Source organism: Sphingomonas sp. LT1P40 (assembly GCF_036663835.1).
In the GTDB taxonomy this organism is placed as follows: Bacteria; Pseudomonadota; Alphaproteobacteria; order Sphingomonadales; family Sphingomonadaceae; genus Sphingomonas.
Window position 1 is genome coordinate 380,593 of sequence record NZ_JAXOJT010000002.1, and the last position, 23,590, is coordinate 404,182.

Here is a 23,590-nt window from a genome sequence, read left to right on the forward strand (position 1 = left end):
TTGTGCCGTCGTGCCTTTGTGTGAGATAAATACTAAAGCGCTGCGCGCTCAGACGAGACCCAATTCCGCCAGCTTTCCCGCCAGTTCGCCGGGCAATGACGCCATGTCGCCGGTGCCAAGGTCGCGCGGTGCATCTTCGTCCGCGAGATAGCGCCAGCCCTGATGCGCGCGCTTTGGCTGGGGCGTGACGAGGACCAGTTCGGGATCGAGCAGGATCGCGGTGCGACCGCCCTCCGCCTCACCAAAGCCGAGGACCGGCGATCGCGCGATCAGCTGGTGCTTCCAGATCCAGAATAGCGAGCCGCCGGCGATCTCCTCGAACCGCTTGGGCTTGTAGCGCGTGGTCAGCTCGACCGGCCCGGCGCGACCGCGGTCCGCGAGGCGGTCGCGCAGATGCTCGACGCTGCTGACCCCGAACGCAACCTTGGTGAGATGAAGCGGCATAGGCTTCATCTGGGGCGCGAACTGCCCGCGATCAACCCGTCAGCCCGACCGCAACCGCCAGCCCGAGGAACGCGAAAAAGCCCATCGAATCGGTGACCATCGTCACGAACACCGAGGACGATACCGCCGGATCCTGCTTCATCCGGTCGAGCGCGAGCGGCACGAGCACCCCGGCCAGCCCGGCGACCAGAATGTTGATGACCATCGCCGCCGCGATCACCCCGCCCAGCGCCGCGTTGCCGAACACCAGCCCCGCGCCCAAGCCGATCAGCACCGCGATCGTCCCGCCATTCAGCAATGCCACCAGAATCTCGCGCTTGATCGTGCGAATCGTGTTCGATTGCGTCAGCTGATTGGTGGCGAGCGCGCGCACGACAATCGCCATCGTCTGGGTTCCCGCATTGCCGCCGATCGAGGCGACAATCGGCATCAGCACCGCCAGCGCCACCATCTGTTCGATCGCCGCGCCGAACTGGGCGATGATGAACGAGGCGAGCAGCGCGGTGAACAGGTTTGCGATCAGCCAGCGCACGCGCGACGTATAGGTATCGCGGATCGGCTCGTTGATGTCGCCGTCGCCCGCGCCGGACAGCAGCAGCGCATCCTCGCCTGCTTCCTCGGAGATGATGTGGACGATGTCATCGACGGTGACCATGCCGACCAGCCGCCCGCTGTCATCGACGACGGCGGCCGAGATCAGTGCGTATTTCTGAAAGAGCAGCGCGACCTCTTCCTGATCCATCGCCACCGGGATCAGCGTCTGTTCGCGCTTCATGACGTCGGCGATCGCAACGTTGCGCGGGGTGCGCAGGATCCATGACAGCGCGCAGGCACCGACCGGCTTGTGCGCCGGATCGACGACGAAGATTTCCCAGAAATCCGTCGTCAGATCGTCGTCGCCGCGCAGATAATCGAGCACGTCGCCGACCGTCCAATGCTCCGGCACCGCGATCAGGTCGCGCTGCATCAGGCGACCGGCGGATTCCTCGGGGAAGGACAAGGCCTCCTCGATCGCGGCGCGATCGTCGGGATCGAGCGCGCGCAGCACTGCGCGTTGATCCTCGTCGTCCATGTCCTCGATGATAGAGACAGCGTCGTCGGTATCGAGTTCGGCGGCGATGTCGGCGACTTCATGGGGTTCGAGCGCGTCGATCAGGTCTTCGCGGACCCAGTCGTTCATTTCCGCCAGCACGTCGCCGTCGATCAGCCCGGCGATCGCGGCGGCGAGCGCACGACGGCGATCGGCGGGCGTCAGCTCGACCAGATCGGCGATATCGGCGGGGTGGAGCGGCTCGACCTTGTCGCGCGCCGCCTCGACGTCGCCCGCCTCGACCAGATCGAGCACATTGCGGACGAAATCGGGGCTGAGGCGTTCGTGCGACTCGCGCGGCGCGTCGGTGGTTTCGGTCTCGTCGGTCATCGAGCCCTCCGTCTGGCGCCTGCCGTCCCTCTAGGGTCGAACGTCCATTATTTGCAACCGGCGGCGTGCATCCCTAGGTGCGGGGCAAGCCAATCCCAAATCCCTGGAGCTTTCTAGTTTATGTCCGACCTTCCCACGCGCCTCAACCTGACCCTCGACAGCGGTGAGGTGACGATCAAGCTGCGTCCCGACCTCGCCCCCGGCCATGTCGAGCGTATCGCCAAGCTGGCCGATAGCGGTTTTTATGACGGGGTGGTGTTCCACCGCGTGATCGACGGCTTCATGGCGCAAGGCGGCGATCCCACCGGCACCGGCATGAGCGGATCGAAGGAGCCGAACCTGAAAGCCGAGTTCAGCCGCGAGCCGCACGTCCGCGGCGTATGCTCGATGGCGCGCACCAACGATCCCAACACCGCCAATTCGCAATTCTTCATCTGTCTGGACAACGCCACCTTCCTCGACGGGCAGTACACCGTGTGGGGCGAAGTGACCGAAGGCATGGAGCATGTCGACGCACTGCCCAAGGGCGAACCACCGCGCAATCCGGGCAAGATCGTCAAGGCACGCACCGAAGCGTAAGTCGCGGCAATCCCGGTCCGCCAACTGTGCGGACCGGCATTGCCGCGCTATTCACAACCCGTTCAACGGGGAACCGGCAGGGGAACGGGATGTTTCGCAACACCATGAACATTCCGACGCTGGCGGCACTGGCCGCCATCACCCTTCCCTTCGCAACGCCCGCCGTCGCGCAAACGGGCACGCTCGCGCAGGTGCAACAGCATCTGAAAGCCGCACAGACGATGACGGCGGCGTTCGCGCAGACCGATCGCGTCGGCAAGACGCTGAACGGCCAGCTGACGCTGAAAAAGCCCGGCAAGATCCGTTTTCAATATGAAAAGGGCGTGCCGCTGTTGATCGTCGGCGACGGCAGCGCCTTGTGGTTCATCGATTATTCGGTGCGACAGGTGTCGCGCTGGCCAGTCAAGAACTCGCCATTGGGCGTGCTGCTCGATTCCGACCGCGACCTGTCGCGTTATGCCAAGGTCGTGCCGACCGGAAACCCGCAGGTCGTGAGCATCGAGGCGCACGATCCCAAGCGGCCCGAATTCGGGCGGCTGACAATGGTGTTCGCGCGCAACGCCAGCGCACCCGGCGGGTTGATGCTGCAGGGCTGGGTCGCGCTGGATTCGCAGAACAACCGCACCACCGTCCGTTTGAGCAACCAGCGCTTCAACGCGCCGATCAGCGACGGAGCGTTCCGCTGGAACGATCCGCGGAAGACCGGCGGGCGCCGCTGACCGCGGCATTCATGCTGGCGACAGATTCGCGGCGTTAAGACGGAAATTGCGGATGGGGCTTTCGGGATTTTCCCCCTGTTGCCCGAAAAATACCCCTTCCTGCCTGCGTGACGAACGCCAGGTCGGCCCTCGCTCCATGCCCCCGGAGCGGGGGCCTTTGGCTTTTTGGCGCTTTGCAGCGCGTGCCGCACCAGCCCGCTCCCCCTCCCGGCCACCCATAGGATGCTTGGCGCTGGATGGCCGGGAGTGGGAACGGACTGGTGCGGCAGACAGGCAACCTACTCTGGCGCGACAAAAGGAACGCGACTACATCCCGCGCGACATGAAGATCGCGTCCTGGAACATCAACTCCGTCCGTTTCCGTATGGAAATCGTCCAGCAATTCCTCCGCGAGGAAGCGCCCGATATCCTGTGTCTTCAGGAAACCAAGGTGATCGACGGGGATTTCCCGCACGGCCCGCTGGACGAACTGGGTTACGACCACATCATCATTCATGGCCAGCGGATGCATCACGGCGTCGCCATCGTGTCGCGCGTGCCGCTGGTCGAGGACGACCGCTTCGACTGGCAGGCCAATGGCGAGGCGCGGCATGTCGGCGTGCGATTGCCGAACGGCGTGCGGCTGGAGAATGTCTATGTGCCCGCAGGCGGCGATATTCCGAATCGCGAGTTAAACCCGAAATTTGGGCAGAAGCTGGATTTCATCGAGCGGATGACGCGCTGGTCGGAGGGGTTGTCGGGCATTCCCTCCATCGTCACCGGCGATTTCAATATCGCGCCGCTGGAATGCGACGTGTGGAGCCATAAGCAGCTGCTGGACGTGGTGAGCCATACCCCGATCGAGGTGGCGGCACTGGCACGACTTCAGGCGGCGAACGACTGGGTCGATCTGGGTCGCACCTTCATCCCCGCACCCGAACGTTGCTTCACCTGGTGGAGCTATCGCGCAAAGGACTGGGCGGCGTCGGATCGCGGGCGGCGGCTCGATCATATGTGGGCGAGCCGCGACGTCGCGGCCAAGGCGACCGCACATCGTGTGTGTGAGCCGGTGCGGGGGTGGCTGAAACCGTCCGACCATGTCCCCATCGTCACCGAGTTCGATTTTTGAGCGACGCGCGGTCCGTCGCGCGCGCCATCGACGCGCTGCGCCGGGGATGGCCGATCGCCATTCGCGGGAGCAGCGGCACGCTGTCGCTGCTGGCGATCGAGACGGGCGACGCGGCGCGATTGGCTGAGTTTGACCCCGACGCCACCGCACCCGTGCTGATCTCTGCCGGGCGCGCGGTGACGCTCAAGCTGGCCAATCAGCTCGATGCGGCGGTGCCGGATGCACCCGTGCTGGTGCGGCGAGCGCCGTGGCTCGATTTCGACGGCGCGGTGGCGCTGGCTGACCCCCAACTCGATCTGGCAACCCCGTTGAAGGGGCCGTTTCGCGCAATCCCGCCGCTGGTGCCCGATGCGGCAGCGGCGGCTTTACGGCTGGCGCGGATCGCGGGGCTGATCCCGGCCTTCTTCGTGCGCGAGGGTGGTGAGGGGGCCATCACCCCCGCCGATATCGATGCGCATGAAGACCCGGCACGACTGCGCATCGTCACCCGCGCGCGGCTGCCGGTGGCGGGGGCGGAAGACGCCGAGATCGTCGCGTTTCGCACCCCCGAATCGCCCGACGAGCATATCGCGCTGCTGATCGGACAGCCGGACGGCCATCCGCCGCTGGTGCGGTTGCACAGCGAATGCCTGACCGGCGACGTGCTCGGGAGCCTGAAATGCGATTGCGGACCGCAATTGCATGCCGCGATCCATGCGATTGCCGAATCAGGCTGGGGAATCCTGCTCTATCTGCGACAGGAGGGGCGCGGGATCGGCCTTATCAACAAGCTGCGCGCCTATGCGTTGCAGGATCAGGGTTTCGATACGGTCGATGCCAATACCAGGCTGGGATTCGCGGTCGATGCCCGCGATTTCGGTGTCGCGGGGCGTATGCTGAAGCTGTTGGGGCAGGATCGCGTGCGACTACTGACCAATAATCCGCAGAAGGTGGCGGGGCTTGAGGCGGCGGGAGTCGCGGTGGCGGAGCGCGTAGCGCACAGCCTGCCGCCCAATCCGCACAACGAACGTTATCTCGCGACCAAGCGCGACCGCACCGGGCATCAGCTCTAGATGCGCTATTATCTCGACGCGGAGTTTAACGGCTTCGGCGGCGCGCTGATCGCACTGGCGCTGGCGCCGGAGGATGGCAGTGCGCCCTTTTACGCGGCGGTGCATTGTCCGCAGCCGACACCGTGGGTGGCGGCGCATGTATTGCCGGTGCTTCACGTGGAACAAGTCACGCATGCGGAATTGGGTCGAGCGATGAGCGCTTACCTATCGCGCGATCCCGATCCGGTGCTGATCGCCGACTGGCCCGAGGATATCGCGCATGCCGCGATGGCGCTGATCGCACGGCCCGGCTTCCGCCATCCCATCGCGCATATCCGGTTCGAGCTATGCGACCCGGCCGGGTTCGATGCGGCGCGAATGAGCGCGGTGCCGCATAATGCGCTGGAGGACGCGATCGCCTTTCGCGCGTTCATGCTCGGCTAGGCGATCAGCCGGACAACCTCGCCGAAATCATGCGCGATGTCGTGAACGCCGATCGCGCGCAGGCGGGCGTCGTGGCCGATTCCGCAATGGCTGCCCGCGCATAGCCCGATGACGTGCGCACCCGACGCGACCGCACCGGTCGCGCCAACGGGCGAATCCTCCAGAATCACGGACTCCAAGATGTCGATGCCGATATTGGCGGCGGCGTGCAGATAGATGTCGGGTGCCGGCTTGCCATGTCGCACATGTTCTCGCCCGCTGAAGATGCGTCCGTCGAATGCGTCGCGAATGCCGAGATGGTCGAGATGCGCCGCGATCCATTTGGTCGAGCTGGACGAGGCGATCGCGCGCGGCAGCGCATCGGGCAGCGCGCGGATGAAGGCGATGGCACCGGCGACTGCGGGGACGCCTTCGGCCATGACGCGGCGGTTCTCGATTTTGCGGATCTCGTGGAAGTCGTCGGGAAGCGGGCGGCCGATCCAGCGCTCGATCGCATCGATGAATGCGGTATCCGCCAGCCCCATGAAATTCGTCATCGACTCCTCGGTCGTGGTCGGGTGACCGATGCCGGTCAGATAGTCGGCGATATGGCGGTTGCCGTCATATTCGCTCTCCAGCAGCACGCCGTCGAAATCGAAGATAATGCCCTGAAACCGAGTTGCGATCATGCGCGCGCCCCGAACAGCGCGGTGCCGACACGGACATGCGTTGCGCCGATCGTGACCGCGGTCTCGAAATCGTCGGACATGCCGATGCTGAGACCGGACAGGCCATGATCGCGCGCGAGTTTCGCCAGCAGCGCAAAATAGGGAGCCGAATCGAGATCGAACGGCGGGACGGCCATCAGCCCGGCGACTGGGAGACCTGCCTCGCGTGCCATATCCAGCAGCGCGGGCAGACCGGCGACCGCGCAGCCGCCCTTTTGCGGTTCGTCGCCGATATTGACCTGAATGAAGCAATCCACATGTTTGCCGGTCTCCGCCATCGCCGTGGCCAGCGCGGTAACGAGCGAGGGGCGATCGACCGAGTGGATCGCGTCGAACAGCTCGACCGCGTCGCGTGCCTTGTTCGATTGTAGCTGGCCGACGAGGTGGAGCGCGATGCCGGGGGTCTCGGCACGAAGTTCGGGCCATTTGGCGGCCGCCTCCTGCACGCGATTCTCGCCGAACGCGCGCTGACCGGCGGCAATCAGCGGGCGGATCGCGGCGGCATCGTGCGTCTTGGAGACCGCAATGAGAGTCACCTCGGTCGGATCGCGGCGGGCGGTCTTTGCCGCCACTGCGATGCGATCATGGATAGCGGAAAGGCGGGTGTCTGCAGTGTCGGAAGCCATGAGCGGCGCTATAGGAGGGGCGATGCACCGCCGCCACCCCCTCCCGCAGCGCTGGCTGATGACCGACCCGCGGTTGGGCAGCGGGTTGTGGGCCGCGCTGGAAGCGTTGCCGCCGGGGTCGGGGGTGATCCTGCGGCATTATCATGCGAGTTTGGCGGAGCGACGGGCGTTGTTCGCGAGAATTCGGCGGATTGCGCGGCGACGCCGACTGACGCTGGTGGTCGCGGGGTGCGAACGACTGGGCTGTGGGGCGGCGGGAACGCACGGGCGGCATCGTGGCGCGATGACGGCACCCGTGCATTCGCGGCGGGAGGCTGTCTCGGCGATTCGGGCCGGGGCGGAATTGCTGTTCGTGTCGCCGGTCTACTCGACGCGCTCGCATCCCGGTGCGCGGGCGCTAGGGCCGGTGCGGCTGGGGTTGATGATCCGTGGGTTGCAGGTGCCGGTAATCGCGCTGGGTGGGATGGATGAGCGGCGGTGGCGAGGGATTAGGCCACTGGGTGTTGATGGCTGGGCGGGGATCGATGCGTGGATGGGGTGAGTGCGAAGTCGGCTCCTTCCCGATGCTCAGCTTTTCTCCAGCCCCATAACCCACACCCGTTGCTCCTCCGTGTCCGGGATCGGCAAGCCTCTTGCCTTTTCGATCGCTGCCAAAGCTGATTGGGGATCGACACCCTCACTGACGAGAACGGCGGCCGCCATGATCGACGAACGACCAATGCCTGCACGGCAATGGATCGCGACGGGTTTCCGCATATCTGCAATTTCGGCAGCAAACCGCATGGCGGTATCAGGATCGAAAGGCAGGCCACGATCCGGTATCGGAAATGACAAGAACCGAACGCCAGCCTTTTCGCAGAGTTCAATCTCCCGTTCTAGACCGAGATCGGTAACTTCTTCGGCTTTGAGCAAACTGACGACAATGCCGACGCCGGACCGTTGCCAGTGATCGATTTCATCTTCCAGCCAGTAGCCAGCACGCGGTCGCGCCATAATTGCGAGCCCGCTACCCGAAGCGTCGATCCAATAGAGATCAGATGGCATGCGCCCACAATCCAAACATTTTATGTGATTTGGCGTGAATATGACCAGCCTGCTCCACGAGCGGGTGTCCCGCTCATGCCGCCAAACAGACTTCAGCCGAATAATTAAAAGCGGATGGCGGTTCCGACGTACACCGCCTGGCTGTCGCGACGATTGTCGGTCAGCTGCGGCAGGCGATTCTCTTCCGACTTGTAGCGGACGCCCGCAGTCAGATCGAGGTTGCGGGTCAGCGAGTAGGAACCGCCGACGTCGATCGAATAGTTCGGATCGTCGGCGATCAGGCGTGGCGTGCTGGTGAGCGGACGCTCGGCCCCGGCCTTGATCCGGCCAGCGACACGCTTGCCGGTGTAAGCCACGCCGACTTCAGCCGATTCGCGGCTGCCCGGCTGGCCGGCCAAATCGAGTTTGGACAGGTCGCCCGCAATGCTGAAGCGCTTCCAGCCCACCGACACGCCCAGATTATAGGCGATGGGCTGAAGCGTGACGGTGGCGGGTGCTGCGGCACCACGATCGGCAAGAGCAGTGCCCGAACGGCTGTTACGCGCGCGCACCGCGACGGTGACGCTGCGGCTGGTCGAGCGTGCCGAATCGGCGGGCGTGAAGCGGAACCCGCTGCCCGACAGGCCGCTGCGTGCGAGCGCGGCGGCGAGCTTGGGATCGCCGGCGGCGGGGGTGAAGGTACCGATGCTGGTGATCGCAGGCGCGCGTTTCTGGGCGATTCGCTGCTGCTGTGGTGCGGTCTGGGCGAGAAGCGCAGGCGCGACAGCAAGGCCGGCCACGCCAAGCGTGCCGATCCCGATTCCTGCCATGAGTCGCCGAACGCTCATTTCAACCCCTATACTCACATTGCGCCTACCATGATCGAGGCCGGATGTTCCACCACCTGAATCGCTTTTCGCCCCAAGTGTTGCACAAGACGCACAGCCGCTTGCGCTTGCGGCGGACGCCCCAGTATCTATAGATGCCCCCTGAACATGATATTTCCCATAGGAAGATGCCGATGACCCGCCTGTTGCGCACTGCGATCCTGGGCAGCGTAGCCCTGACCCTGACCGCATGTGGCGGCGGCGGAGACCGGCCGCGTGCCGATCTGGCCGCATCGAAAGTCACCACGATCGGCGTAAACGCCTATCTGTGGCGCGCCGCACTCGACACGATTTCGTTCATGCCGCTGGTTCAGACCGATTCGAACGGCGGCGTGATCGTGTCCGACTGGTACGCCAACCCGAACATGCCGACCGAGCGGATGAAGCTGACCATCACGATCCTCGACCAAGATCTGCGCGCCGATGCGCTACGCGTCGCGGCGCTGCGTCAGGTCAATCGCGGTGGCCAGTGGGTCGATTCGCCGGTCGAGGCCGCGACGGTGCAGAAGCTTGAGGACATCATCCTTACGCGAGCACGGGATCTCCGCCGCGCTGCTATCGCGGGTTAAGCGTTTCTTGATTTAGTGGCGGTGCCGGCCCGCTCCCCCTCCCGGCCACCCATAAGGTAATTTCGCTGGGTGGCCGGGAGGGGGAGCGGGCCGGCACCGAAACCCAAGGATAAAGAATGTCGCGGTTCAACGCGCTGAAGGCCGATTCGGCGTGGCAGGCGGTTTGGGACGAACGCCGCACGTTTGTGGCGGACGACCATTCGCCCAAGCCCAAATCCTATGTGCTGGAGATGTTCCCCTATCCGTCGGGGCGCATCCATATGGGGCATGTCCGCAACTACACGATGGGCGATGTGCTCACCCGTTATCGCCGGATGAAGGGGATGGAAGTGCTGCATCCGATGGGGTGGGATGCATTCGGCATGCCGGCCGAGAATGCGGCGATGGAGAAGAAGGTCCATCCCGGCGGCTGGACCCGCGACAATATCGCGACGATGCGCGCGCAGCTGAAGCGGCTGGGGCTGGCGATCGACTGGAGCCGCGAGCTGGCAACGTGCGAGCCGGATTATTACGGGCATGAACAGGCGCTGTTCCTCGACCTGCTGCACGCCGGGCTGGTCTATCGCAAGGAATCGACGGTTAACTGGGATCCGGTCGACGCGACAGTGCTGGCGAACGAGCAGGTGATCGACGGGCGCGGCTGGCGCTCCGGCGCGCTGGTCGAGAAACGCAAGCTGAACCAGTGGTTTTTGAAGATCACCGATTTCGCCGACGAGCTGCTGGAGGGTTTGGACACCCTCGACAAATGGCCGGACAAGGTGCGGCTGATGCAGGAGAACTGGATCGGCAAGTCGCAGGGGCTGCAGTTTCGCTTTGCATTGTCGGACGGCGCCACGGTCGAGGTGTTCACCACGCGTCCCGACACGATCTTCGGCTCCAGCTTCGTCGCGATCGCGGCGGACCATCCGATCGCGCGGGCGCTGGCCGAGGGCGACCCGGCGGTCGCGGCATTTATCGAACAGTGCAAGCTGGGCGGGACGACTGCGGCGGAGATCGAGACGCAGGAGAAGCTGGGCCTCGATACCGGGCTGCGCGCGACGCATCCCTTTGACCCGGCGTGGGAATTGCCGGTCTACATCGCCAATTTCGTGCTGATGGATTACGGCACCGGCGCGGTATTCGGCGTGCCGGCGCACGATCAGCGCGATTTTGAATTTGCGACGAAGTACCAGCTGCCGATCCGGCGGGTGGTGTCGGAAGGCGACAAGACCGAACCTGAGTTTAGCGATGCGGAGGCCTATTCCGGGCCGGGCACGTTGGTGAACTCGCATTTCCTCGACGGCATGGACGTGGTCGATGCCAAGCGCGAGGTGATCCAGCGCGCCGAAGCGGGCGGTTGGGGTCATGGCACCACTGTCTGGCGGCTGCGCGACTGGGGCGTGTCTCGGCAACGTTACTGGGGCACGCCGATCCCGATCATCCATTGCGATGCGTGCGGTGCGGTGCCGGTGTCGAAGGACCAGCTGCCGGTGGTGCTGCCCGAAGATGTGACGTTCGACATTCCCGGCAATCCGCTCGACCGGCACCCGACATGGAGCAAGATCGATTGCCCGAGCTGCGGCGGCGCGGCGCGGCGCGAGACCGATACGCTCGACACCTTCGTCGATTCGTCCTGGTATTTCATCCGCTTCGCCAGCCAGCCAACGGACAAGCCGTTCGATCCGGCGGTGGTGGCGCAGTGGCTGCCGGTGAACCAGTATATCGGCGGGGTCGAGCACGCGATCCTGCATCTGCTCTATGCGCGCTTCTGGACACGGGCGTTGAAGCATATCGGCATGCTGGACATCGCCGAGCCGTTCGAGGGGTTGTTTACCCAGGGGATGGTGACGCACGAGACGTTCAAGTCGAGCGATGGCCGCTGGCTGTCGCCGGGCGAAGTGTCGCGCAAGGGCGATATCTGGGTCGAGACATCGGGCGGCGGTCCGGCAACGGTCGGCCGCATCGAGAAGATGTCCAAATCCAAGAAGAACACCGTCGATCCCGAACCGATCGTCGACCAATATGGCGCGGATGCCGTGCGCTGGTTCGTGCTGTCGGATTCGCCGCCCGAACGCGATCTGGAGTGGACCGAGAACGGGATCGATGGCGCATGGCGCTTCGTCCAGCGGTTGTGGCGGTTGTTTGCCCAGCTTGAGGCATGGGAGGGTGAGGACAAGCCGCTCGACCGCATCCTGCACCAGACCATCGCCGGGGTCGCAACGGATATCGCGGGGCTGCAATTCAACAAGGCGGTGGCCAAGCTCTATGCGCTGGTCAACGCGATCGAACGCGCCGCGCCGTCCGCATCGCGCGCCACCGCGATCCGCACGATCATCCTGCTCGCCGCGCCGATGACGCCGCATCTGGCCGAGGAAGCCTGGGCCGCGATGGATGAGGACGGGCTGATCGCCGACGCGGCCTGGCCGCAAGTCGATCCAGCACTGCTGGTCGATGACGAAGTGACCATCGCATTGCAAGTCAACGGCAAGCTGCGCGACACGATAATGGCGGCAAAGGGCGAAGCGAAGGACGTATTGGAGGCGATGGCCTTGGCAAACGCCAATGTGCAGCGCATTCTGGAAGGTGCAACGCCGAAAAAGGTAATCGTGGTGCCGGATCGCCTGGTGAATATCGTCGCATGAGCAAGCGTCTGAAGCTTTCGGCCGCCGTTCTGGCGCTGACCGCACTCTCGGGCTGTGGTCTGCGCCCGCTTTACGGCGGCGGGGTTGCGGGGCCGGTGCAGACGATGCTGTCGGGCGTCGAAGTCGCCCCGATCGAGGGCGAATCGGGCTGGCTGGTATCCAACGCGGTGCGCGACCGGATCGAAGCGACGGCGAGCGGGACGCCGCGCTACCGGCTGGAGATCAAGCTGGACGACCAGATCATCGGGCTTGGCGTGCGGCGCGACGATGTGGTGACGCGTGAGCGGCGGACGTTGCGCGCGCGCTATCAGCTGGTCGAGCTGGCGACCGGACAAGTGGTGCTGGATGCGACCGCCGGATCGGACGCCGGCATTGACGTCGCCAGTTCGGAATATGCCACCATCGCGGCCGAGCGCACTGCGCTGGAGCGGCTGTCCGGCATCATCGCCGATCAGATCGTTGCCCGGCTCGCTCGTTATGCGCGTTCGAGCGCGGGTCCGGCCACCGGGGCGAAGTGAAGGCCAGCGAGGCCCAGATTCGCGCCCGGCTGGACAAGCCGGGGCCGGATATCCGCCTGTTTCTGCTCTATGGCCCCGACGAATCGGGCGCGAACGACCTCGCCGCGCGGTTGGGGCGAGCGATGGGCGGCGGGGCCGAACGTGTCGATATCGAGGGCGCGTCGCTGAAAGCAAATCCCGGGCGACTGGCCGAGGAAGCCGCGTCGATGTCGCTGTTCGGCGATGCCCGCTATATCCGCGTGACTGCGATGGACGACGATTCGACCGAGGCAGTGCGGTTGCTGATCGATTCCGATGTTGCGGGGAACCCGGTCGTGGCGGTCGGCGGCGCGCTGAAGGGGACCGGACGGCTGCTCAAACTGGGGCTGCCCGCGCCGTCGGTGATGGCGCATGCCTGCTACGTCCCCGATGCGCGCAATACCAGCCAGCTGGCGGCGGGAATCGCGCGCGAAAACGGGTTGCGGCTGATCGGTGGCGTGGCCGAGCGGCTGGCGGCGATGTCGGGTGGCGACCGCGCCGTGCTGGCCCGCGAAATCGAGAAATTGTCGATCTATCTGGATGCCGCACCCGATCGCCCGCGTGAGGCTGGGTTGGCGGCACTTGAGGCGATCGGGGCCGATCTGGGCGAGGCCGAAATGTTCGGCGCGATTGAGGCGGTGGTTGAGGGTCGCGCGGCGGAAATCGGCGTGGATCTGGCCCGGCTGGAGCATGCCGGCGTGTCGTCGATCCCGCTGTTGCGGCAATTGGTACGACGGCTGATGAACCTCGCTGAGATGCGCGCCGATGTCGATCGCGGTGCATCGCCAGACGAAGTGGTCAAGAAATACCGCGTGTTTTTCAAGGAGGAGATGAGCACCAAGATCGCGCTGCGTCGCTGGAACAGCGCGATGCTGGCGCGCGGCGTGGAGCGGGTGCGTGAGGCCGAACGGGCAATCACGCGCGCGGGCGGCAGCGCGGGCCAGGTTCTGGCCGACGACGCGTTGACGACGCTGGCGCGGGCGGCAGCGCGCTCGCGGTGACGAAGCTCGGCAACAGGCATTCGCGCGCAAAGAAGGCCGGAACCGCCATGATGGTCCTGCTGTCGCTACCGCCCGCCTTTGCCTCGCCATCGGGACAGGAAGCCGGTGATACCTATGAGCTCACCCACAGTTATCGGACGACTTCACAGGCCAGCGATAAGTCGTCGGGAAGCTCGAACGGCAGCACGTCGATTTTCGAGCGCGTGATCGCGATACGCGATAGCGGTGTGGAACTGGAATATGACTTGCCGCCCGACGCAACAGCAGACGACAGGGCGCGGGAGTGGCAGTTTCCCGCACGAGTTTTGAGGGGCTCGACCGGGCGAACAGTGTTGCTCAATCGCGCGGAACTCGAAGCCCGGTTGGAAATATGGCTAGCGAAAGCGGAGTTGTCCAAAGACGATTGCGGACGCGTGATCTTCACCTGGAATGCGTTTCGCATCGAGTGCGATCCGCAAACGGTGCTGAAAATCATCGACGCGCTCGACTTAAGCAGTACCGATCTGCGTGAGGGTGCGCTTTATCGGGAGACGGGTGTACGCGAGGCTGGCAGGCTGACACACACGCCATCGAACGACTTTCGCGTCGTCCTGGAGATCGATCCCGAAGCCGTGCGCCGAACGCGGGCTGAGTCCGATGTGATCGTTGGAAATTTGATGCGCAAGCCGGTGACGCTGGAAACTGCCTTGAAGGCGCGGGCGGATGAGCAAATTACGGGAACGGTCACGGTGACGTTTGAAGCGGATGGCGGGAACGTGCGACGCCGAACGAGTGTGACGCAGATCGAGACGAAGCGCGCCGACGGCTGGTCGCAGCGCGAGACTGACGAACGGACGATCGAGCGACGGCCAGTACGCGCGACTCCGGCCGAAAAATAGCACGTCCGAATGATGCGGCCCACATTAAGTGAATGATTTAACTATATTTTCTCGCCCGTGAGCCGCTGACATATCATGTCGAGCTGATCGAGCGTCGAATAGGCCAATGTCATTGCCCCGCCCTTGTCGCCGAAGCTGATCTTGACGTTGAGGCCGAGCACATCACCGAGCTGACGTTCGAGTGCTGCAATATCGGCATTGGCGACACCGCTGAGCTTGCTCCCGCCTTCTTTTCCGGCGGCGCGCGGTTTCGACTCGCGCGCCAGCTTCTCGGTATCGCGTACCGACAGGTCACGCTCGACTACGATGCGCGCCAGCCGCTCCGGATCGGGCGCGCCGATCAGCGCGCGGGCATGCCCCATCGTCAGCAGTCCCTCGACCACGCGTTGCCGCACGGTCGGCGGCAGGTCGAGCAGCCGCAGCAGATTGGCGATATGGCTGCGCGACTTGTTGACGATGCGGGCCAGCGCCTCCTGCGTATGGCCGAACGCGCCGATCAGCTTGGCATAGGCCTCCGCCTCCTCGATCGCATTGAGGTCCTCGCGCTGGATATTCTCGATGATCGCGATTTCGAGCGTTTCGGCCTCGTCCAGGTCGCGGACGATCACCGGCACCTCGTGCAATCGCGCGCGCTGTGCGGCACGCCAGCGGCGCTCACCGGCGACGATCTGATAATCCTTGCCATGCGGGCGCACGACGATCGGCTGAATCAGCCCGCGCGCGGCGATCGACTTGGCCAGTTCCTCCAGCGCATCCTCGTCGAAATGGCGGCGCGGCTGTTCGGGATGCGGCGACATCGAGCTGACCGGAAGCATCCGCACGCCGGACGAGGTCTCGCCCCCTGCCCCAACCGGTTCCTCTCGCTCGACATCGCCGAGCAAAGCGCTGAGCCCGCGGCCAAGGCTGGGGCGGTTCTTGCGTGTGAGTGCGGCGGGCGGAGCGGGCGTCTGTTCTTCGGTCATGCGGCCTTCCTGAGCTTGGGCAGGCGATCGATCACTTCGCGGGCGAGCGCGATATAGGCTTCGGACCCGGCACAGCGATAGTCGTAGATCAGCGCGGGCAGGCCGTGGCTGGGTGCCTCCGACAGCCGCACGTTACGCGGGATCACCGTGTCGAAAACCACCTTGCCCAGCACAGCGCGAACGTCGTCTGACACCTGATCTGTCAACCGGTTGCGGCGATCGTACATGGTGAGCACGACCCCTAGGATCGACAGGCCGGGGTTGAAGCGGCTGCGGATGCGCTCGACCGTATTGAGCAGCTGGCTCAACCCCTCCAGCGCAAAGAATTCGCATTGCAGCGGCACCAGCAACGCGTCCGACGCGACCATCGCATTGATCGTCAGCAGCCCCAGCGAGGGCGGACAATCGATCAGAATCACGTCCCAACGCGATTCGCTGCGTTCGATCGCCTTGTCGAGCCGATGCGTGCGCGAATCGAACTCGACCAGCTCGATTTCCGCGCCTGACAAATCGACCGTGGCAGGTACGATGTCGAGGCCCGGCACGCGGGTGGCGACCACCACTTCCTGAAGCGTCAGGTCGCCAACGAGAAGATCATAGGTGGAATGGGCACGCTCTGACCGGTTAATGCCCAGGCCGGTCGAGCAATTGCCCTGCGGATCGAGATCCAGGAGCAGCACGCGTTGTCCGGTAGCGGCGAGCGCGGTGCCGACATTAATTGCTGTCGTTGTTTTGCCCACCCCGCCCTTCTGATTCGCAATGGCGATGCAGATCATCTTGGGCGAACCTCTCTGGCGACGACGATGAGCGAGTCGGGAGCCGTAATGCTCGGTTCCACGTGGAACGAACCTTGCCACGCGTGGCGCGCCACTTCCACCTCCGATTCGGCGTTTCGCCCTTTTGGCAGCACCCAGACTGTTTCTCGGTCGGCGCGGTGGGCGGCCATCCGGAAGATTTCGTCCAGCGGGGCTACGGCGCGCGCCGTAATCGCGGCGACTGGCGGTCCGATCGCGCGCTCAACTTTTGCGGTAACAACAGTCACATGGTCTAGCGCGAGTGACCTAATGACATGATCCAGAAATGCGGTGCGAAGCTTGCGCGGCTCGACCAGCTCGACCGGATCGGCACGCAAGATGGAGATCACGATGCCGGGCAGCCCGGCCCCACTACCGATATCTAGCCAAGCTCCCGTCCTCGCATGATCGAGCAGCTGCGCCGAATCGACGATATGCCGCGCCCAGATCCGCGTCAGCGTGGATGGCGCGATCAGATTTTGAGCTGCCGACGCCTCGACCAGCAAATCGACGAACGCAGCAAGCTTTGTTTCACGTGAAACATCGTAACGCTCGCGAATCCAGTTTCGTGCTTCATCCTCGGTCATGCAGCGTGCCGAACATGCAGCATGATGGCGGTTACTGCTGCGGGCGTTATCCCGCGCACACGTGCCGCATCGCCTATCGTCGCGGGTCGCGCAGCAGTCAGACGCTCGACCATCTCGTTCGAGAGGCCGGGGATGGCACCGTAATTGAGCGCAGCCGGGATGCTCGCCCCATCCGACCGGTCCAGCGCCAGCTGTTCCGCCGACTGTCGCTCGAGATAGGGTGCGTAACGGGCATCCTCGATTAGTTCGCCCATCAGGCCATCGTGTTCGATATCGCCCAAGCCGAGATGATCGAGCGACACCCCGGTAAACCGCAGCCATTCAAATGCCGTGCGACGGGCACCATCCTGTGAGACGGGCGCCCCCCCACGCGCCAGCTCGCTGGCCGTGCGAGTCACGGCAAACGCCGAATCGAGTGCCGCCCGCCGGGTCCGTCGCGCCGCCTGATGCGCAGCCCGCACCGTCCCGATACAGCCCGCCGCTTCGCCAAGCGAAGCCAGCCGCGTCTCGGCATTGTCCGCGCGCAACCGCAGCCGATACTCCGCGCGCGCCGTCAGCATGCGATAGGGCTCGGTCACGCCCTGCAACGTCAGATCGTCGATCATGACGCCAATATAGCTCAGGTCGCGTGGCAACAGCGTCGGCGCGCGACCCAGTGCAAGCGCGGCCGCATTGATCCCCGCCATCAATCCCTGTGCCGCCGCCTCCTCGTAACCGGTGGTCCCGTTGATCTGTCCGGCACAGAACAACCCCGGCAGCGCCCGGCTCTCCAGCGTCGCGGACAACGCGCGGGGATCGACATGGTCATACTCCACCGCATAACCCGGCGTGACGATTGTCGCGCGTTCCAGCCCCGGCATCGACGCGATCATCGCCTGCTGCACGTCGGTGGGCAGGGAGGTCGACAGGCCATTGGGATAGACCAGATGCGTGTCGAGCCCCTCCGGCTCCAAAAACACCTGATGCCCGTCGCGGTCGCCAAAACGAAAAATCTTGTCCTCAATCGACGGACAGTAACGCGGCCCCCCGCCCTCAATCGCCCCGCTGAACAGGGGCGAACGGTCGAGACCCCCTCGGATGATGTCGTGCGTGTCGTGCGTCGTCCGGCTGATGGCACAGGCGATCTGCGGCAGGCGCGGCGTATCGGTCAGCGGCGACATGCGCCACGGATCGGCGTCGGAGGGTTGCTCCTCCAGCCGCGCCCAGTCGATCGTGCGCCCATCCAGGCGTGGCGGCGTGCCGGTCTTCAAGCGGGTGATCGGCAAACCGCATTCGCGCAACTGCACGCCCAGCGCGGTCGCAGCCCGCTCACCGACGCGACCGCCTATCTCACGCTCTTCGCCTCGGAAGATGCGTCCGCCGAGAAACGTCCCGCTGGCGAGAACCAGCGCCGCACAGCCAATATCCTCCCCGCTGTCGAGGCGAATACCGGTCACCCTTCCCCCGTCGAGGATAAGGCCGACGGCCTCCCCCGCGACAATCTCCAGACCCGACTGCGCCGCCAGCATGTCTTGGATCGCTGCGGCATAAAGCGTGCGATCGGCCTGCACGCGCGGCCCCTGCACCGCGGGTCCCTTTGAGCGGTTGAGCAGACGATAGTGAATCGCCGCCCGATCGGCTGCACGCGCGATCAGGCCGTCCAGGGCGTCGACCTCGCGCACCAGATGCCCCTTGCCCAAGCCGCCAATTGCGGGATTGCAGGACATTGCGCCGATCATCGCGGGATCGAACGTCACCAGCGCGGTGCGTGCGCCGATGCGGGCAGCCGCAGCGGCCGCCTCGGTCCCGGCATGGCCGCCGCCGATGACTACAACGTCCCATGCACGCATGCCGGAGCGATAGCGCTGTGCGCGCGACGCGTCAAAAGCGTTCCACGTGGAACATCATTTGCCGATGCAGAATTTTCCGAACAAGGTATCGAGCATCGCCTCGACATCGGTCGCGCCGGTGATCCGGTCGAAGGTGCGTAACGCGTGCCGCAAATCTTCGGCCAGCAACAGCGGATCGGCCTGCGTGCTCCCCGCACGCAATGCGATTGCCGCCGCTGCCGCAAGGTCACGCTGCCGGTTATTGAGCACGACCGCGTCGGGCGACGGAAGCAGGGTCGCCGCAAACGTCTCGATCTGGAGCCACAAGGCATCGATGCCTTCTCCCGTTTTTGCCGAGATCGCCATTCGCTCGGCGGCCTCGGCCCGTCCGGGTTCGTCGGCCCGCGGGTGAAGAAGGATATAGGAACGGCAGGCATTGTCGGCAGGCGGCGCATCGTCGAGCCACAGCACGATGTCCGCCTCCACCACAGCCTGACGCGCGCGATCGATCCCGATCTGCTCGACGATATCGGCTGGCGCATCGTGAAGACCCGCAGTGTCGGTCAACAGATAAGCGATGCCCCCTCGCATCACCGGCGCTTCGATGCGGTCGCGCGTGGTGCCCGCCAGCGGGGAGACAATCGCGGCATCGCGGTCGGCCAGCGCGTTGAGCAGGGTCGATTTGCCAGTATTGGGTGCTCCAGCCAGCACGACTCGGATGCCGTCACGCAACCGTTCGACGCCGGGCTGGGCAACGATCGTTTCGATTTCGCCAGACAAAGCGGCTGCGCGCTCGCCAACCACGCCGATCGCGTCCGCCTCCGACGTCACATCCGCTTCATCGCCGTGATCAAGCAGGGCCTCTACCGTCGCGGAGAGTTGCAGCGCGCGTTGCGCCCATGTTTCCACTTGTCGCCGGATACCGCCTCCCGCTGCGCGCATCGCCGCGCGGCGCTGGCTTTCGGTTTCGGCGGCGAGCAGGTCGCCCAGCCCTTCGGCCTCGGTGAGGTCGATCTGCCCATGAAATAGCGCACGACGCGTAAACTCCCCCGCTTCCGCCGGGCGAAGGCCGGGAATCGCCGAAAGTGCCGCCTCGACCGCGCGAACCACCGCACGACCACCGTGCAGGTGAAGCTCCGCCAGATCCTCACCGGTCGCAGTACTGGGGCCGGGAAAGATCAACACCAGTGCGCGGTCGAGGATGTCGCCGTCGCACACCGTGCGCAACGACGCGCGGCGCGCTGGCGGAAGCTTGCCGGTCAGCCGCTCGACCGCCGCAAAGGCGTGAGGACCGGATATGCGCATGACGCCGATCGCGGCGGGCGGTTGTCCGCTCGACAGCGCAAAGATCGTATCGCTCACTCGCCGCTTTTGCCGCCCATTTTGCCGATATCGAACATACCCTTCCACAGGTTCATTCCCGCCTCTCCCATCGGGGTCCAGCTTTTCATCATCGTCTGGATCATTTCGGGATTGACCATGCCCTTGTCCATCGAACCCATCAGCATCTGGATATAATGGTCGTGGACGGGCGTGAAGTCGGGCAGTCCCATGACGCGGCGTGCTTCCTCGGGCGTGCAATCCACTTCGACGTTGATCTTCATCTTTCTCTCCGCTTCGTGCTTGAGCGGACGCCGCGCCCTGCCCTAGTCTGTCGCCATGTATGCGCCTGACCACGCCCTGATCGCAACGCCCATCGGCATGATCCGTGTGGAGGGCGACGAGACGCGGCTTTCGGCGATTCGGGTGGGTGGCGATGGCGTTCCAAATATGGCGCGCACAGCTGCGGTGCGTGCGGCGGTCGAACAAATTGCGGAATATTTTGCGGGCGACCTCAAGGACTTCGACCTTTCACTGGCTCACCTGCGCTCGCCGCGTGGGACGATCCTGCGCGCTGGACTGATCGCGGTCGGCTATGGTGATACGGTGAGCTATGGCGAGCTGACGCGGCAGCTCGATTCCGGGCCGCGCGCGATTGGGCAGCTGTGCGCACGCAATCCGTTTCCGATTATTGTCCCGTGCCACCGCGTACTGGGCGCAGGCGGCGCGCTCGGTTCCTATTCGGCGGGCGACGGCCCCGCGACCAAGCAATGGCTGCTCGATCACGAGCGGCGATATCTCTGAAGGAGCACAATATGGCGAGCATCACGATCGACAGCATCGACGGCAATGGCGCGTTCGAAACCTATCGCGCCGATCCCGAAGGCGCTCCGCGCGGGGCAATCGTCGTAATTCAGGAAATATTCGGCGTGAACGAGGGGATTCGGCGGAAATGCGATCACCTCGCCACGCTGGGTTACCTCGCCCTCGCCCCCGATCTGTTCTGGCGGCTGCGGCCCGGGATCGAGCTGGACCCGGATGTGCCGGAGCAGATGCAGGAAGCACTCGGTTTGATGGGGCAGTTCGAGCAGGACCAAGGCATCGCAGACATCGAGGCGTCGATCCGCGCGGCGCGCGCGGTGAGCGGCGGGAAAGTCGGCGTGGTGGGATATTGTCTGGGTGGTCGGCTGGCCTACATGACCGCCGCGCGCACCGATGCCGATGCCAGTGTCGGCTATTACGCGGTCGGGATCGACGGGTTGCTGGGCGAGAAGCACGCCATCGCCAACCCGCTGCTGCTGCATATCGCCGGCGACGACGGCTTCGTGTCGAAAGATGTGCAGGCCGCCATGCATGCCGGGCTGGACGATCACCCTAAAGTGACTCTGCACGACTATCCGGGCGAGGATCACGGCTTTGCCACCGAGATGGGCAAGCGGCGGTCGGACGCCGCGGCAAAACTGGCCGACAGCCGGACCGAAGCGTTCTTCGCCGAGCATATTGGCTGATACGAAAAGGGGCGGCATCCGCAACGGATACCGCCCCATTTTTGTTTTCAGACCAGTCGCTTAGTTGAACAGCTGAAGCAGTCCGACCTTCTGATCCGTTATGCCGGTATAGATCATCGATCCGGCGACATAGACGATCACGATCAGGCCGATCCACGCAATCCAGCGGTAACGCTCGATATATTTGGCGATGATGTTTGCCGCGACGCCCATCATGGCGACGGCGATGACCAAGCCGACCATCAAGATGCCAGGATGATCGCGCGCCGCGCCCGCGACCGCCAGGACGTTGTCGAGGCTCATCGAGACGTCGGCAATGGCAACGGCCCAGGCGGCGGCGGCGAAGCTTTTGGCAGGGCGGACACCCGAATGTTCGTCACCCTCGATCTCCGGCGACCCGGCGCTTTCGCCGCCATGCCCGATTTCGCGGTACATCTTCCACGCAACCCACAGCAGCAGCACGCCGCCGGCAAAGATCAGCCCGACGATCGCCATCAACTGAGTCACCACCAGCGCAAAGCCGATGCGCAGCACCAGCGCGGCGATAATGCCGATCAGGATGACCTTCTTGCGCTGATCCGCTGGCAAACCGGCCGCCAGCGCGCCGATGACGATGGCATTGTCGCCCGCAAGGACGATGTCGATCAGGATCACCTGACCGAAGGTAAACCAAGCGGCTGCGCTGCCCTCGAACAGCTTTGCAAAATCCGCGACGATCAGCGTCCAGATATCGGTCATGGTTCGCTACCCCTTTTACGAATTCATCGAATCGAAGAAGTCTTCGTTGGTCTTCGAATCCTTCATTTTGTCGAGCAGGAACTCCATCGCGTCGATCGTGCCCATCTGCATGAGGATACGGCGCAGCACCCACATCTTGCTGAGCGTACCCTTTTCGGCGAGCAGCTCTTCCTTGCGCGTGCCGGACTTGCCGACGTCGAGTGCGGGGAAGATGCGCTTGTCGGCGACCTTGCGGTCGAGCACGATTTCCGAGTTACCGGTGCCCTTGAATTCCTCGAAGATCACTTCGTCCATGCGGCTGCCGGTGTCGATCAGCGCGGTGGCGATGATCGAGAGCGAACCGCCCTCCTCGATGTTGCGCGCGGCACCGAAGAAGCGTTTCGGACGCTGGAGCGCATTGGCATCGACACCGCCGGTCAGCACCTTGCCCGACGACGGCACCACGGTGTTGTAGGCGCGGCCAAGACGGGTGATCGAATCGAGCAGGATGACGACATCCTTCTTGTGCTCAACCAGCCGCTTGGCCTTTTCGATCACCATTTCGGCGACCGCAACGTGGCGGGTGGCCGGCTCGTCGAAGGTGGAGGAGACGACTTCGCCCTTCACGCTGCGCTGCATGTCGGTGACTTCCTCGGGCCGCTCGTCGATCAGCAGGACCAGCAGGAATACCTCGGGATGGTTGTCGGTAATCGCCTTGGCGATGTTCTGCAGCATCACCGTCTTGCCGACGCGCGGCGGGGCGACGATCAGCGTGCGCTGGCCCTTGCCCTGTGGGCTGATGATGTCGATGACGCGGGCCGACTTGTCCTTTTGCGTCGGATCGGCGGGGTCCAGCGTCAGCTTGCTGTCGGGATAGAGCGGCGTCAGATTGTCGAAATTGACACGGTGGCGGACGACCTCTGGGTCATCGAAATTGACCGAGACCAACTTGGTCAGCGCGAAATAGCGTTCGCCATCCTTCGGCCCGCGAATTTCACCCTCGACCGTGTCGCCGGTGCGCAGGCCGAATTTGCGGACCTGATTGGGCGAGACATAGATGTCGTCGGGACCGGCGAGATAGTTCGCCTGAGCGCTGCGCAGGAAGCCGAAGCCGTCCGAGAGCACTTCGATCGTGCCCTCACCCATGATCATTTCGCCATTTTCGGCCTGGGCCTTGAGAATGGCGAACAGCAGATCCTGCTTGCGAAGCGTCGAGGCGCTTTCGACGCCGAGCTCCTCGGCCATCGTCACCAGTTCGGCGGGGGGTGTTTTCTTGAGTTCTTTGAGATGCATGGGGGAGT

The 23,590-nt window shown here is 64.4% G+C and carries 27 protein-coding genes; 13 read left to right on the plus strand and 14 right to left on the minus strand.

Annotation, left to right across the window (positions count from 1 at the left end; all coding sequences use genetic code 11):
- Positions 1 to 48: 48 nt before the first annotated feature.
- Together U1702_RS13205 and mgtE are read right to left on the minus strand one after the other, a co-directional pair.
- The gene (locus U1702_RS13205; protein ID WP_332725369.1) at positions 49 to 444 is read right to left on the minus strand and encodes a DUF1489 family protein; all 396 of its coding nucleotides are present in this window, start codon (positions 442 to 444) and stop codon (positions 49 to 51) included.
- 31 nt (positions 445 to 475) lie between these two features.
- Positions 476 to 1,864: a magnesium transporter gene (mgtE, locus tag U1702_RS13210; RefSeq protein WP_332725371.1), complete on the minus strand. Its 1,389-nt coding sequence runs from the start codon at positions 1,862 to 1,864 to the stop codon at positions 476 to 478.
- A gap of 120 nt (positions 1,865 to 1,984) precedes the next feature.
- Here mgtE and U1702_RS13215 point away from each other — a divergent pair, with 120 nt between their 5' ends.
- The 5 genes from U1702_RS13215 to U1702_RS13235 all read left to right on the plus strand — a co-directional run bounded on the left by U1702_RS13215 (position 1,985) and on the right by U1702_RS13235 (position 5,745).
- Positions 1,985 to 2,443 carry a peptidylprolyl isomerase gene (locus U1702_RS13215; protein WP_332725373.1) on the plus strand — a complete coding sequence of 153 codons (459 nt, stop codon included), beginning with the start codon at positions 1,985 to 1,987 and terminating at the stop codon, positions 2,441 to 2,443.
- Positions 2,444 to 2,532: 89 nt separating this feature from the next.
- On the plus strand, positions 2,533 to 3,162 hold the full coding sequence (locus U1702_RS13220) for a LolA family protein (protein ID WP_332725375.1): 630 nt from the start codon (positions 2,533 to 2,535) through the stop codon (positions 3,160 to 3,162).
- Positions 3,163 to 3,484: 322 nt separating this feature from the next.
- Positions 3,485 to 4,270: an exodeoxyribonuclease III gene (locus U1702_RS13225; RefSeq protein ID WP_332725377.1), complete on the plus strand. Its 786-nt coding sequence runs from the start codon at positions 3,485 to 3,487 to the stop codon at positions 4,268 to 4,270.
- Entirely contained in the window at positions 4,267 to 5,322 is a 1,056-nt protein-coding gene (gene ribA, locus U1702_RS13230; protein ID WP_332725379.1) for a GTP cyclohydrolase II, read from the plus strand. Before U1702_RS13225 ends, ribA begins: the two co-directional genes overlap by 4 nt.
- A complete protein-coding gene (locus tag U1702_RS13235; RefSeq protein WP_332725382.1) occupies positions 5,323 to 5,745 on the plus strand; it encodes a hypothetical protein in 423 nt (140 codons plus the stop codon). It begins immediately after the preceding gene.
- Here U1702_RS13235 and U1702_RS13240 read toward each other — a convergent pair.
- Together U1702_RS13240 and U1702_RS13245 are read right to left on the minus strand one after the other, a co-directional pair.
- Entirely contained in the window at positions 5,742 to 6,413 is a 672-nt protein-coding gene (locus U1702_RS13240) for an HAD family hydrolase (protein ID WP_332725383.1), read from the minus strand. The two genes, U1702_RS13235 and U1702_RS13240, sit on opposite strands and share 4 nt — an antisense overlap.
- Complete coding sequence (locus U1702_RS13245) at positions 6,410 to 7,078, minus strand: YggS family pyridoxal phosphate-dependent enzyme (RefSeq protein WP_332725385.1); 669 nt, start codon at positions 7,076 to 7,078, stop codon at positions 6,410 to 6,412. The genes U1702_RS13240 and U1702_RS13245 overlap by 4 nt, the downstream gene beginning before the upstream one ends.
- 22 nt (positions 7,079 to 7,100) lie before the next feature.
- Between U1702_RS13245 and U1702_RS13250 the strand changes: the two genes are divergently transcribed.
- On the plus strand, positions 7,101 to 7,619 hold the full coding sequence (locus tag U1702_RS13250) for a thiamine phosphate synthase (protein WP_332725387.1): 519 nt from the start codon (positions 7,101 to 7,103) through the stop codon (positions 7,617 to 7,619).
- Between the two features lie 26 nt (positions 7,620 to 7,645).
- On the opposite strand, the gene U1702_RS13255 is transcribed toward U1702_RS13250, so the two are convergent.
- Positions 7,646 to 8,122, minus strand: coding sequence for a protein-tyrosine phosphatase family protein (locus U1702_RS13255; protein WP_332725389.1), 477 nt, complete (start codon positions 8,120 to 8,122; stop codon positions 7,646 to 7,648).
- A gap of 104 nt (positions 8,123 to 8,226) precedes the next feature.
- Positions 8,227 to 8,931 carry a porin gene (locus U1702_RS13260; RefSeq protein WP_332725391.1) on the minus strand — a complete coding sequence of 235 codons (705 nt, stop codon included), beginning with the start codon at positions 8,929 to 8,931 and terminating at the stop codon, positions 8,227 to 8,229.
- A 191-nt stretch (positions 8,932 to 9,122) separates the two neighbouring features.
- Here U1702_RS13260 and U1702_RS13265 point away from each other — a divergent pair, with 191 nt between their 5' ends.
- The 5 genes from U1702_RS13265 (at position 9,123) to U1702_RS13285 (ending at position 14,593) form a co-directional block, all read left to right on the plus strand.
- Positions 9,123 to 9,557 (plus strand): DUF3576 domain-containing protein, encoded by a 435-nt coding sequence (locus tag U1702_RS13265; RefSeq protein WP_332725393.1) that lies wholly within the window; start codon positions 9,123 to 9,125, stop codon positions 9,555 to 9,557.
- A 116-nt stretch (positions 9,558 to 9,673) separates the two neighbouring features.
- On the plus strand, positions 9,674 to 12,178 hold the full coding sequence (gene leuS, locus U1702_RS13270; RefSeq protein WP_332725395.1) for a leucine--tRNA ligase: 2,505 nt from the start codon (positions 9,674 to 9,676) through the stop codon (positions 12,176 to 12,178).
- Positions 12,175 to 12,696, plus strand: coding sequence for an LPS assembly lipoprotein LptE (gene lptE, locus U1702_RS13275; protein ID WP_332725397.1), 522 nt, complete (start codon positions 12,175 to 12,177; stop codon positions 12,694 to 12,696). The genes leuS and lptE overlap by 4 nt, the downstream gene beginning before the upstream one ends.
- Positions 12,693 to 13,715, plus strand: coding sequence for a DNA polymerase III subunit delta (gene holA, locus U1702_RS13280; RefSeq protein WP_332725399.1), 1,023 nt, complete (start codon positions 12,693 to 12,695; stop codon positions 13,713 to 13,715). Before lptE ends, holA begins: the two co-directional genes overlap by 4 nt.
- Positions 13,712 to 14,593 (plus strand): hypothetical protein, encoded by an 882-nt coding sequence (locus tag U1702_RS13285; protein ID WP_332725401.1) that lies wholly within the window; start codon positions 13,712 to 13,714, stop codon positions 14,591 to 14,593. Before holA ends, U1702_RS13285 begins: the two co-directional genes overlap by 4 nt.
- Positions 14,594 to 14,634: 41 nt before the next feature.
- Here the strand turns inward: U1702_RS13285 and U1702_RS13290 are convergent, their stop codons facing one another.
- From U1702_RS13290 to U1702_RS13315, 6 genes are read right to left on the minus strand one after another with little or no spacing between them, the layout of a single operon-like run.
- A complete protein-coding gene (locus U1702_RS13290) occupies positions 14,635 to 15,555 on the minus strand; it encodes a ParB/RepB/Spo0J family partition protein (RefSeq protein ID WP_332725403.1) in 921 nt (306 codons plus the stop codon).
- A complete protein-coding gene (locus U1702_RS13295) occupies positions 15,552 to 16,331 on the minus strand; it encodes a ParA family protein (RefSeq protein ID WP_332725405.1) in 780 nt (259 codons plus the stop codon). The genes U1702_RS13290 and U1702_RS13295 overlap by 4 nt, the downstream gene beginning before the upstream one ends.
- Positions 16,328 to 16,936 carry a 16S rRNA (guanine(527)-N(7))-methyltransferase RsmG gene (gene rsmG / locus U1702_RS13300; RefSeq protein ID WP_332725407.1) on the minus strand — a complete coding sequence of 203 codons (609 nt, stop codon included), beginning with the start codon at positions 16,934 to 16,936 and terminating at the stop codon, positions 16,328 to 16,330. Before rsmG ends, U1702_RS13295 begins: the two co-directional genes overlap by 4 nt.
- Positions 16,933 to 18,765 carry a tRNA uridine-5-carboxymethylaminomethyl(34) synthesis enzyme MnmG gene (gene mnmG / locus U1702_RS13305; protein WP_332725409.1) on the minus strand — a complete coding sequence of 611 codons (1,833 nt, stop codon included), beginning with the start codon at positions 18,763 to 18,765 and terminating at the stop codon, positions 16,933 to 16,935. The genes rsmG and mnmG overlap by 4 nt, the downstream gene beginning before the upstream one ends.
- 54 nt (positions 18,766 to 18,819) lie before the next feature.
- Complete coding sequence (gene mnmE / locus U1702_RS13310) at positions 18,820 to 20,106, minus strand: tRNA uridine-5-carboxymethylaminomethyl(34) synthesis GTPase MnmE (RefSeq protein ID WP_332725411.1); 1,287 nt, start codon at positions 20,104 to 20,106, stop codon at positions 18,820 to 18,822.
- Positions 20,103 to 20,348 carry a DUF6489 family protein gene (locus U1702_RS13315; protein ID WP_332725413.1) on the minus strand — a complete coding sequence of 82 codons (246 nt, stop codon included), beginning with the start codon at positions 20,346 to 20,348 and terminating at the stop codon, positions 20,103 to 20,105. Before U1702_RS13315 ends, mnmE begins: the two co-directional genes overlap by 4 nt.
- Positions 20,349 to 20,403: 55 nt before the next feature.
- On the opposite strand from U1702_RS13315, the gene U1702_RS13320 reads away from it, so the two are divergent.
- Both U1702_RS13320 and U1702_RS13325 read left to right on the plus strand, forming a co-directional pair.
- The gene (locus tag U1702_RS13320; RefSeq protein ID WP_332725415.1) at positions 20,404 to 20,868 is read left to right on the plus strand and encodes a methylated-DNA--[protein]-cysteine S-methyltransferase; all 465 of its coding nucleotides are present in this window, start codon (positions 20,404 to 20,406) and stop codon (positions 20,866 to 20,868) included.
- Between the two features lie 11 nt (positions 20,869 to 20,879).
- On the plus strand, positions 20,880 to 21,572 hold the full coding sequence (locus U1702_RS13325) for a dienelactone hydrolase family protein (RefSeq protein ID WP_332725417.1): 693 nt from the start codon (positions 20,880 to 20,882) through the stop codon (positions 21,570 to 21,572).
- Positions 21,573 to 21,632: 60 nt separating this feature from the next.
- Here the strand turns inward: U1702_RS13325 and U1702_RS13330 are convergent, their stop codons facing one another.
- Both U1702_RS13330 and rho read right to left on the minus strand, forming a co-directional pair.
- Entirely contained in the window at positions 21,633 to 22,310 is a 678-nt protein-coding gene (locus U1702_RS13330) for a TerC family protein (protein ID WP_332725419.1), read from the minus strand.
- A gap of 15 nt (positions 22,311 to 22,325) precedes the next feature.
- Positions 22,326 to 23,582 (minus strand): transcription termination factor Rho, encoded by a 1,257-nt coding sequence (rho, locus tag U1702_RS13335; RefSeq protein ID WP_332725421.1) that lies wholly within the window; start codon positions 23,580 to 23,582, stop codon positions 22,326 to 22,328.
- Between the last annotated feature and the right edge of the window lie 8 nt (positions 23,583 to 23,590).

Coding starts and splice junctions, on each gene's coding strand:
- U1702_RS13255 (WP_332725389.1), bottom strand. CDS start 8,122: ATGCCATCTGATCTCTATTGGATCGACGCTTCGGGTAGCGGGCTCGCA.
- U1702_RS13315 (WP_332725413.1), bottom strand. CDS start 20,348: ATGAAGATCAACGTCGAAGTGGATTGCACGCCCGAGGAAGCACGCCGC.
- mnmG (WP_332725409.1), bottom strand. CDS start 18,765: ATGCGTGCATGGGACGTTGTAGTCATCGGCGGCGGCCATGCCGGGACC.
- U1702_RS13220 (WP_332725375.1), top strand. CDS start 2,533: ATGTTTCGCAACACCATGAACATTCCGACGCTGGCGGCACTGGCCGCC.
- U1702_RS13290 (WP_332725403.1), bottom strand. CDS start 15,555: ATGACCGAAGAACAGACGCCCGCTCCGCCCGCCGCACTCACACGCAAG.
- U1702_RS13260 (WP_332725391.1), bottom strand. CDS start 8,931: ATGGCAGGAATCGGGATCGGCACGCTTGGCGTGGCCGGCCTTGCTGTC.
- rsmG (WP_332725407.1), bottom strand. CDS start 16,936: ATGACCGAGGATGAAGCACGAAACTGGATTCGCGAGCGTTACGATGTT.
- U1702_RS13325 (WP_332725417.1), top strand. CDS start 20,880: ATGGCGAGCATCACGATCGACAGCATCGACGGCAATGGCGCGTTCGAA.
- mgtE (WP_332725371.1), bottom strand. CDS start 1,864: ATGACCGACGAGACCGAAACCACCGACGCGCCGCGCGAGTCGCACGAA.
- U1702_RS13250 (WP_332725387.1), top strand. CDS start 7,101: ATGCACCGCCGCCACCCCCTCCCGCAGCGCTGGCTGATGACCGACCCG.
- U1702_RS13295 (WP_332725405.1), bottom strand. CDS start 16,331: ATGATCTGCATCGCCATTGCGAATCAGAAGGGCGGGGTGGGCAAAACA.
- lptE (WP_332725397.1), top strand. CDS start 12,175: ATGAGCAAGCGTCTGAAGCTTTCGGCCGCCGTTCTGGCGCTGACCGCA.
- U1702_RS13235 (WP_332725382.1), top strand. CDS start 5,323: ATGCGCTATTATCTCGACGCGGAGTTTAACGGCTTCGGCGGCGCGCTG.
- leuS (WP_332725395.1), top strand. CDS start 9,674: ATGTCGCGGTTCAACGCGCTGAAGGCCGATTCGGCGTGGCAGGCGGTT.
- U1702_RS13320 (WP_332725415.1), top strand. CDS start 20,404: ATGTATGCGCCTGACCACGCCCTGATCGCAACGCCCATCGGCATGATC.
- U1702_RS13245 (WP_332725385.1), bottom strand. CDS start 7,078: ATGGCTTCCGACACTGCAGACACCCGCCTTTCCGCTATCCATGATCGC.
- U1702_RS13215 (WP_332725373.1), top strand. CDS start 1,985: ATGTCCGACCTTCCCACGCGCCTCAACCTGACCCTCGACAGCGGTGAG.
- U1702_RS13330 (WP_332725419.1), bottom strand. CDS start 22,310: ATGACCGATATCTGGACGCTGATCGTCGCGGATTTTGCAAAGCTGTTC.
- U1702_RS13265 (WP_332725393.1), top strand. CDS start 9,123: ATGACCCGCCTGTTGCGCACTGCGATCCTGGGCAGCGTAGCCCTGACC.
- U1702_RS13205 (WP_332725369.1), bottom strand. CDS start 444: ATGCCGCTTCATCTCACCAAGGTTGCGTTCGGGGTCAGCAGCGTCGAG.
- rho (WP_332725421.1), bottom strand. CDS start 23,582: ATGCATCTCAAAGAACTCAAGAAAACACCCCCCGCCGAACTGGTGACG.
- U1702_RS13240 (WP_332725383.1), bottom strand. CDS start 6,413: ATGATCGCAACTCGGTTTCAGGGCATTATCTTCGATTTCGACGGCGTG.
- U1702_RS13225 (WP_332725377.1), top strand. CDS start 3,485: ATGAAGATCGCGTCCTGGAACATCAACTCCGTCCGTTTCCGTATGGAA.